At 62.3% G+C, this 8495-nt stretch carries 4 protein-coding genes; all 4 read right to left on the bottom strand.

Features of this window, described 5'->3' with window-relative positions:
• Nucleotides 1-605: 605 nt before the first annotated feature.
• Complete coding sequence (locus tag HV670_RS28780; protein ID WP_175108358.1) at nucleotides 606-2396, bottom strand: phospholipase D-like domain-containing protein; 1791 nt, start codon at nucleotides 2394-2396, stop codon at nucleotides 606-608.
• Nucleotides 2393-5959: a DEAD/DEAH box helicase gene (locus tag HV670_RS28775; RefSeq protein ID WP_175108357.1), complete on the bottom strand. Its 3567-nt coding sequence runs from the start codon at nucleotides 5957-5959 to the stop codon at nucleotides 2393-2395. Before HV670_RS28775 ends, HV670_RS28780 begins: the two co-directional genes overlap by 4 nt.
• A gap of 524 nt (nucleotides 5960-6483) precedes the next feature.
• The gene (gene cls, locus HV670_RS28770) at nucleotides 6484-7755 is read right to left on the bottom strand and encodes a cardiolipin synthase (protein WP_175108356.1); all 1272 of its coding nucleotides are present in this window, start codon (nucleotides 7753-7755) and stop codon (nucleotides 6484-6486) included.
• Nucleotides 7756-7973: 218 nt separating this feature from the next.
• Nucleotides 7974-8495, bottom strand: a 522-nt coding sequence (locus tag HV670_RS28765) for an HD domain-containing protein (protein WP_175108355.1), incomplete at its 5' end; no start/stop codon positions are given.

The raw sequence follows: 8495 nt of genomic DNA, 5'->3' as shown, positions 1-8495 counted from the left end.
GGCAACGCCATGATTTCGGCGATCTTTGCGCCGAGCTGGCCGACCGAGGAAATCGACGAAGAGAACACACAGCGCGACGACGTCGGTGGCACTCATTTACGTAAGCCACAAGGTAGCTAAACTTATCATCGCTGGCTCGCTTGACACCCGACGCAGCCGGCCGTAGGCGACCCGTTGCCGCCGCTCAAGCCATTGTCGACGGAACCGGTCGAATTATGACGCGCAACTCGCGCTTGCGCCCCTGCACAAGGTCATTGACGCGGAGCATCAGCTGCGGCGTTTCCTTGCTGGAACAGCACCTTCGCCGATTCCAGAACCGAATACAGGCGCTCCCTGAACAGGTCCATATCGAGCGTATCGGAGCCGCGTACAAGACGACAACCAGATTGCGACCAAACCGAAGTGCATGCGAAGTCGGGATCCTATTGCAGGTCGCGTATCGCTCGAAACAGTTCCGCCTGATACAACGCGTCATGAAGCGCGTCGTGGTCGCCTTTGAGCGATGGTTTCAGGGCGGCCGCTATCTGGCTTGGCCTCCGCGGCACCGGGACGAAGACTAGGCGGCAGCAGGCAGTCGCATCGCCAACGGGTGGCCTGCGATGGCTTTACTGCCTGGCAACGGGCTCGGCGTCCTGCGTCAGTTCAGGGAATATTTCCTCGAGACGCGTCAGGGCGTGGGCGGCAATGCCCGGCGCGCAGATGTGCGCGCCGACTTCGCCGCAGGGGAAGTCGGGATCTGCCGATGCAGATGCCCAGTTCAGGCTCGTGACGACCAGATTGTCGTCATCCCATGCGACGAACTTCCCGTGCAGGGGGATTTTCCCGGCTTTCGCCAGGATTACGCCATTGAGTCCTGCTTCCTCAGCGAGCGCCCTGGCGTGCCGGTTCTTCAACGGACCTGTCGTGCGCGTATAGAAGACAACGGTGCGCACGCCCGGGCGTTGAGCCGCCTTCTCCCCTTGCATTAACGCCCCCGGTCTTGCTGTGGAGCCCAGCCGGTGACTGCCAACGACAAACCGCGTCACCGCCGCACTGCTGGCGGCACGTATCAGACGGTCGTGCGCGTCACCCACAACAAGGGCAATACGACCGTTGCCGTCCATTGGCGGCATACGCCGCAGGTCACGGGCAAGCGTCGACATCTCGGTGGCGATATCATCGGACAGGCCACGGCGTCCCACCAGTCGCTGGACGGCCACGGCGATGTCGGCGACGCACCGTTGATCCCGAAGCACAACTGACATCTCGACAGCCTCGAAAGGCGACGATAGCCAGTTGCATGAACCGACGCCTGCGATCCAGCCGTCGTGCGCGGTATCCAGCAGGATCAGCTTGGCGTGGGATCCTGTGGTCCTCATATGGACGCGCACGCGGCCCTTCAGCGCCTCGTCTTCCCGCACCAATCGCGCGATTGCGGTAGCTGCTGCAGCATGTTTTCGTTCCGTCTCATCATCCAGCTCAGCCCCCCAGAGCAGGTCGAACGTCACGCCACGCACACATGCGGTCCGTATTGCATCCATCAGATCCCTGAAGCGCTCGGGATCGAGGAACGTGGAATGGATGATGACGCGCCTGTGAGCGCTTGCGAGGAGCGACACAAGACATTGCCTGTGCGCCGATCCGCCAATGACGAGATCGGACGGCTCGAACGGGCAGGCATGACTCGTCGGCGCGGTGTCAGGCGCGTCCGGTTCGCCCGCGTAGGTCACGGTGAGCTGTTTCGTGCCCTGTGGCAACGCCGCGGCCTGGGCGACGAGATCGCGAAGGTTCACGCCTGCCGATTCAGGCAGACCCTTGGGGGTTCCATCGATCACACGTAACACCAGAAACTCGTCTTCGCGCAAGGTGGCGGTCTTGCCGTCAATCGTCGCGACCTGTTCGTCCCATCCCCGGACGGTGATTTCGGACAGGCGGCCCATGTTGGCCTCGTGTGACATCGAGGGTGCGCCACCTTCGACGTGGACAGTCCGGACTTCGTATCCAGCCTGACGCTCCCGGTCGAGCCGGTGTCCCGGCATGATGCGCACTTCACGCGTCGGGAAAAAATCACCCGTCGCGGCATCAATGACAAAGCTGACGCGTCGTGAAACGCGTTTGGGAAAAAATGGCAGGGTCTCGCCGCTGGCCACGGTCCGGAATCCGTATTCGCTTGCGCGAAAGGCGACACTGTCGCCGCTCAGGGTGACCTCGACAAGGCGAAAGCGCATCAGGCGCGCGATGGATGCAATGATGACCTGGTGTGGCAGGTCAGCTTCGCGGGCGAGCGTGGCGATCGACCTGGGCTCGCGCACGATCGCCCACAACACGAGTTCGTCAATGACACTCCATGACCGTCCGCGGTCAATTCCGACCCTGCAACTGACCCGGAAAACCGGGACTGCAATCAATACACTCATACGTGCTCCTTTAGCGCATCGGGGCCGATCGAGCGGGCGAGCGCGATGTCATTTCTCTTCTGGCTTTCAAGCTTGCGGATTGCCTCAGTCATCAGGGCAAGAAACGAGAGGTCGTGATCTTCCGCGTCCGGGTTGACTGCCCGGACCGCCTCGGCGAGGAAATCGAGGCTGCCGACGATGATCAGCTGTGTTTTGGCGCGACTGAGCGCGACGTTCATGCGCCGTCGGTCGCGCAGGAAGCCTAGGGCATTGCGCGGATTGTTTCGTACGAGCGAGAGAATGACGACATCGGCCTCGCTGCCCTGAAAGGAGTCGACCGTTCCCACCAATGCGCCGTCGCTTCGCACGGGTTTGAAATGCTCCAAGTGCTGCAGGTCACCCGATATTCTGGATGACAGTCGCTCCTGGATCCTGTCGACCTGCGCCTTGTAAGGAGAAAGGATGGCGAGCGTTGGCGGCTTCGCGCTGTCGCGGGCCCGCAGATGCAGCAACACGTTCATGACCGCCTCGACCTCGGAGGGGTTATGCCAGCGAGGCTTTCCGCGTTCGATTTCTGTTGCGCGGCCCGTCGAGCTCACATGCGGGAAATTGACGACGACGATGGGGGAAGACGGGAGCGCGCCTTGCTGGACGACGGGGGACTTTTCCGTCCAGGCCGCATGCGCCCGACTGGCAGCCGTGTGGAGTTGTCCGTCGTAAAACGCGCGGGACACGACCTCCGCGATGGCCGGATCCATCCGTCTCTGCTCGGTGAGCGTTGCCGAGATCGGGCGATGCGTCGGGTTGCCATGGCCACGCCGCTCGTCGTTTTCGACGAAGGTGCGAAACGGTTCGAGCAGCCTCAGGGCCATGTCTGCCGATGCTTTCAGGGCGGAAGCATCCGAGGCGATCAGTTCGAGCTCGTCAAGTTCGCCATCGTGCAGCAGGGAGCCGACGTACTGCCCAGCGATCTGCAAGGCCTCGCTTACCAGACTCTGGTCGCGCAGGATGCGCACCATCCGTTCCGACTCAAAAGGCGGCAACTGCCGATGGTCACCGATCAGGAGGCGCCGGCCTGAAAGCATGAGCGGGCCAACCAGTTCCGGCCCGGTCGCCTTGGCTGCCTCTTCGACGATGACCCAGTCGAACTGCTGCCGGGCCTCGACGAGGCTTTCGACGTCGGACGAATTGGCAGTCGAGATGACGATGTTCGCCGCATCGAGTATCAGATGCGAGATCGCGCCGAGGCCGGATCGCTGCTCCCTGGTGATGGTGTCCTTCGCACGCTCCATACGACCGGCGGCGTCGCGCAGTTCCGCAATACGCGCGCGAAGCGGTTCTGGTGCCGTCCTCGCGAGCGTGCTTTGCGAAAGACGCTCCAGATAGTCCAGGCCCGTCCGATGGACTTCTCCGCCGCTCGTCGATCGACGCTCGGACGTGGCCGACCGGACGAGAAGCACGTCATCCCGTCCTGCCTTGCTGAGCGTCTCCCGGATCTTTTTCTGAAGATTGTCGAGCGCATCATGGCCCTGCGCGGTGATCAGCATGCGCGTTGAGCTATCGTCAGCAAACCGGCGTCTGACCACCTCGGTTGCCAGCCTGGTTTTACCGACGCCAGGCGGCCCCACGACGAAAAACGACGGAAGCGTAGACCAGAGGCCGATCAGGGCCTTCTGCTTGGGCGGGTCCAGATCCAGAAAGGCTTCGTCCCGGCGTGCTTCGTCGCTGAATTCTTCACGGCTGGATCTGCGTACGCGCCATGGATCGGCCAGCATGTCGACAAGGTCAGCACGCGTGTCGAGTGCCTTGATGTTACGCAAGCGCCGGGAAATGGCCTGCTCCGTTCCGGCATCGCGTTCCGTTCGAAGAAAGTAGGGCCCCTGGTTCTCAAGGTCTTCGTCGATCTCAAAGCGGTATGCCTGAATGCCGCGATGCTCGAGCGCTTCGACAAAGCTGGCGACCACATCGCTGGTTCGTGAGGATCCCAGGCCGGCGGCACGACAGAGTTGCCATTTCGCTTCGGCATCGCGCCGGTCGTCCTCGAACAGCCATTTGAGTGCAACGGCGCTTTCGGTCAGGCCGATCCTTTTTGCGATACGGTCGCGCTCGTTGCCGGGCTCGGCACGCAGGAGCACAGAACGACGACCCTTGTGTACCTCGGTTGCCAGAACCTGCACGGGATAGACCTCCAGCGCCTTGACGACCGCTTCCACGGTCTGAACGAGCAGCAGCGCATTGCGAACGGTGTCACCCTCGTCGGGCCCGATTGCGTCACGTGCTGGACTGGCGAAGGTGCTCCAGTCGAGCGTATCGGCGCCAAGCCGGCCACGCGTCTCGCGAGCCTCGCGCGCGTTCGGCACGATTGTCACGGTCTGGAGCAGGGCATGTTCGTCGCTCTCGCCAAGACTGAAAGTGCCGTCCCTCAACTCTGCCTTTCTGCAGACGCCGATGTCCCACAGGGCCGCTCCTTCGTCACGGAAGGCAGTGAGCCTGTAGACCATGGTCGATGTCACCAGCCGGATCGTATCAGTCGCCGGATCGAAGGATCGAGGCACCAGCAGCGTTGCGCCGCCATCGAGGTCGGCGCGGATCCAATCCAGCTGACGGCGGTGTTCATCAACCGGAATTTCCCCGGCAGTTGCCGTGTAGACGGCGTCGCTGACGTGCTGGTTCGACGGAACGAGGAGGATAAATGTCCCGACGCGCGTCGAGGCGGACTGCGCGACACTCGCAAGCAGATCATCAATTGCGCGTCCGATTGACCCGGCGTCGAGCTGATCCATTCGAGCTGGCGTCACGAGGCGCATTAACAACAGGCGTTCGGCCGTGTTGAGTTCAATGGCGGGACTATATCGCCCGGCAGGCATGACATCGCCCGATTCCCTGACGATGCAGTCAAGACAGTCTGCGACCATCAGCCCCATCGACTGCCAGTCCTGGGCGAACGAATAGCGCTCCGATCTGCGCACAGCGCCGGCAGCTCCGACCTTCGCATGTGACCGGTCCGTTGCGTCGGGAGTTAACCACAGGCTCCACTCGAAGCCACCCAGCCGGAAGTCCGGCTCATCCGCGCCCTCCGTCATCGCCGCGTCGGGGCCAACCCCACCATGCACGAGACCTTGCGCGTGGACAATCCCAAGCGCCGTGACAAGCCGCCTGATATTGCGCCAGAACAGGATCCGGGCGCGCGGCGAACGGAGGTTGTTCAGCCAGTGCTGGCGTGAAGCGCGCCTGAGCATGTCGGCAAATGGTCGTCCTGTCCGTTCAAGGACCACGCCGAAATCGGACTCGTCTTCCACGAACTCCAGAACGTCGACGATTACCTCGCGGGCGCCCTCGTACGACATGACACGCTGCACCTGCCGCATCTCGTGCAGCCAGAGCTGTCGGAGATCGTCATCAAGCGCCGTGCCCGTCTTGCGCCAGAGCTTCAGGTTGCGTTCTGCGCCGGATGCCTTTTCCTCGACCTCGAAGACGGCTGGCCGAAGGGCGGCCCGGTCTCCCGGCGCGATGGCGTCTTCGACAAACTCGAACCTGTCATCAAGTGATCCCCTGTTGCGTTTTGCATTTTTTTCGCCTGGCATTCTTTCTCCGGAGCCGGATCAATAGCGATGTCGTGCCGTAATGTATCTCATCGCGGCGATCGTAGCGGTACCCTCTCAAGTCGCCGCTCCGCCCGGCGGCGAAAACTACAGCACTCGGCGTTCGGCGTTGCGAACAATCGCTTCGACGGCCAGGCCTGACGCTGTGAAGCCTTCTTCGTTGCGTTGCCGCGCGACCAGGTGGTTGCCTATGGTCTCCGACCGCTGGTCACGAGCGGGAGGAGCCTACGTCAGAGCTTTTGCAAAAGGCAGCGTAGCCGGAACGGCTTTATGCGTTAGGTCACCGGCACCGACTTACGAACGACCGCAAAGTGACAAGCAGCCGTCATACGGCACCGGACGGGCGAGCGTCAGCTAAGGCCGATGACCCGCCCGACAGCATCTGCACTCGAGCGTCCGTTGTCTAAGTGAAGCCGACGTTCGGACGTCTATAGAGAGGCATTGGCGACCGTCCGTAGATGGCCGACTACCGCCCGATTTGCTCGGCCGAACTCGCGACCCAAACGTCAAAGTTGCGCATCGAGCAGCGCGACAGCACGCTCCAGCAGCTTTATGAGGAGCGGACGGCGGCGCCAGTCGTCAAGCGTGATGCGTTTCGCGTAGGCGACGTCGCCGTCGAAAATCGCCGTCTGCTGGCGCGCGAAATCGCGATCGTAGATATTGAGATTGGCCTCATCGTTGAGCTTGAACGAGCGGCTGTCGAAGTTCGTCGAGCCGACCGACACCAGATACTCGTCTACGACAATCAGCTTGCAGTGGTACATCGTCGGCTGATACTCGTACATCTCAACGCCCGCCGCGAGCAGGTCGCCCCAGCACGCGCGCGACGCCTCGCGCACCGTGTGGGTGTCGATGCGCTTGCCAGGCGTGATGATGTGCACCTTCACCCCGCGCTTTGCCGCCTCGACGATCGCGTTGATCGTCAGCTTGTCCGGCACGAAGTACGCGCTCGACAAGTGGATAGAATGCGTCGCGGCGGTGATCGCCATGAGGTACATCAGTTGCATGTCGTCGCTTCCGCCCGAGGGCGAGCTGCTGAACATATGCGCGAGCCCGTCGCCCGCTGCGTCGATCTCCGGAAAGTACTGCGGGCCGTGCAACACATTTCCTGTTGCCTTGACCCAGTTATCCATGAAGACCGCTTGCATCTGTCCGACCGCCGGGCCTTCGACGCGAAAGTGCGTGTCGCGCCAGTGCTTCTCGTCCTGCACGTGCCCAGTCCATTCGTCGGCGATACCGACGCCGCCCGTGAAGCCGATGCGTCCGTCGATCACGAGCAGCTTGCGGTGCGTGCGGTTGTTCATGCGGCCGAGACCCGTCCAGTGCGGCTTGTGATACTGGACGACTTCCGCACCCGCCTCGCGCAGCATCCGCAGATAGCGCTTGTCCATCTTCGACGAGCCGACCCAGTCGAGCAGCACATGCACCGCGATACCCGCACGCGCCTTGTCCGACAGCGCACGCGCAATTTCGTCGCCGATCGCGCCGGACCAGTAAATGAAGGTTTCGAAGGTGATCGTGCGCCGCGCCGAGCGTATGCCCTCCAGCATCGACGGAAAGATCCCGTCGCCGTTGACGAGCACCTCGAAGCGGTTGCCCCCGACGACGGGCGGCCCGAGGAGCAGCCCCATCGAGCGGGTGAACTGCGGATCGTCGCTTGCGTACAGCCGTTCGATCTTGTGCTCGACCTTCTTCTCGCCGCTCGTCAGGTTTGCGATCACCAGCACGACGACGAGCGTCACCGCGACCGTCGAGACAATCAGGGCAATCGTCATCATGCGCGGGCCTCGCGTAGCGAACACTCTCTGACACCGCTAGTGTACGGGCGCTTCCTACGGCGGATGGCTGCCGAACGAGTCATTTGCCGAAGATCGGGTCCGCAACCGTCGGTGTAGCGCTGGAGTTGATTCCGGATAGTCAATGACCGACACCGGCAAGCGTACTAGGCGGAGATCAGAGGGCAACCTTTCGTCTGACTGCGTGTTCGTTCGCAGCATCAACTGGCGACGGCTGTCCTCATAGAATCCACAGTACGGGCTATCTCCATCGATAGTGCACCTGGCAGCCGCTCAGCAAAAATTCGCGACAGCTCACCGTAGTACCAGAGCGTGCCCGCCTCGCCAGCCGTGAATCGCTCGAAGACAGCGCGCCCGATGGTGTGAAGGTCCGTCACGATTGCCCGTGCGTTGTACAGCTTGTCGGATGCCGAAACCAGCAGGACGTCGGGTTCCGCGCGCTCCAGATGCGCGAGGTACGTCTCCTTGCGGGTACGCCAGTCGGGTTTGTGGCCGGAAGCATCGGGCACGCCGTCCGTACATCCCTCGACGATGCGCAGCACGCGATCACCAAACATCCCGGATATCGTCGGCGCGACGTGAGGCCCAACGTCTTCGATCGCGTCGTGCAATAGACCTGCAATAGCCTGTTCCTCGTCGCCGCCATTTTCCAGCACGAGGCTCGCGACTCCGAGCAGGTGCGACGTGTAAGGAATCTGCGTGCCCTTGCGCAACTGCGTCGA

The sequence above is a fragment of the Pararobbsia alpina genome (assembly GCF_902859895.1).
GTDB lineage: Bacteria > Pseudomonadota > Gammaproteobacteria > Burkholderiales > Burkholderiaceae > Pararobbsia > Pararobbsia alpina.
This window is presented reverse-complemented; position numbering and strand designations above follow the sequence as displayed.

Bases quoted from the DNA above. Each gene is read 5' to 3' on its own strand.
- HV670_RS28780 (WP_175108358.1), bottom strand. From the start codon at position 2,396: ATGAGTGTATTGATTGCAGTCCCGGTTTTCCGGGTCAGTTGCAGGGTC.
- HV670_RS28775 (WP_175108357.1), bottom strand. From the start codon at position 5,959: ATGCCAGGCGAAAAAAATGCAAAACGCAACAGGGGATCACTTGATGAC.
- cls (WP_175108356.1), bottom strand. From the start codon at position 7,755: ATGATGACGATTGCCCTGATTGTCTCGACGGTCGCGGTGACGCTCGTC.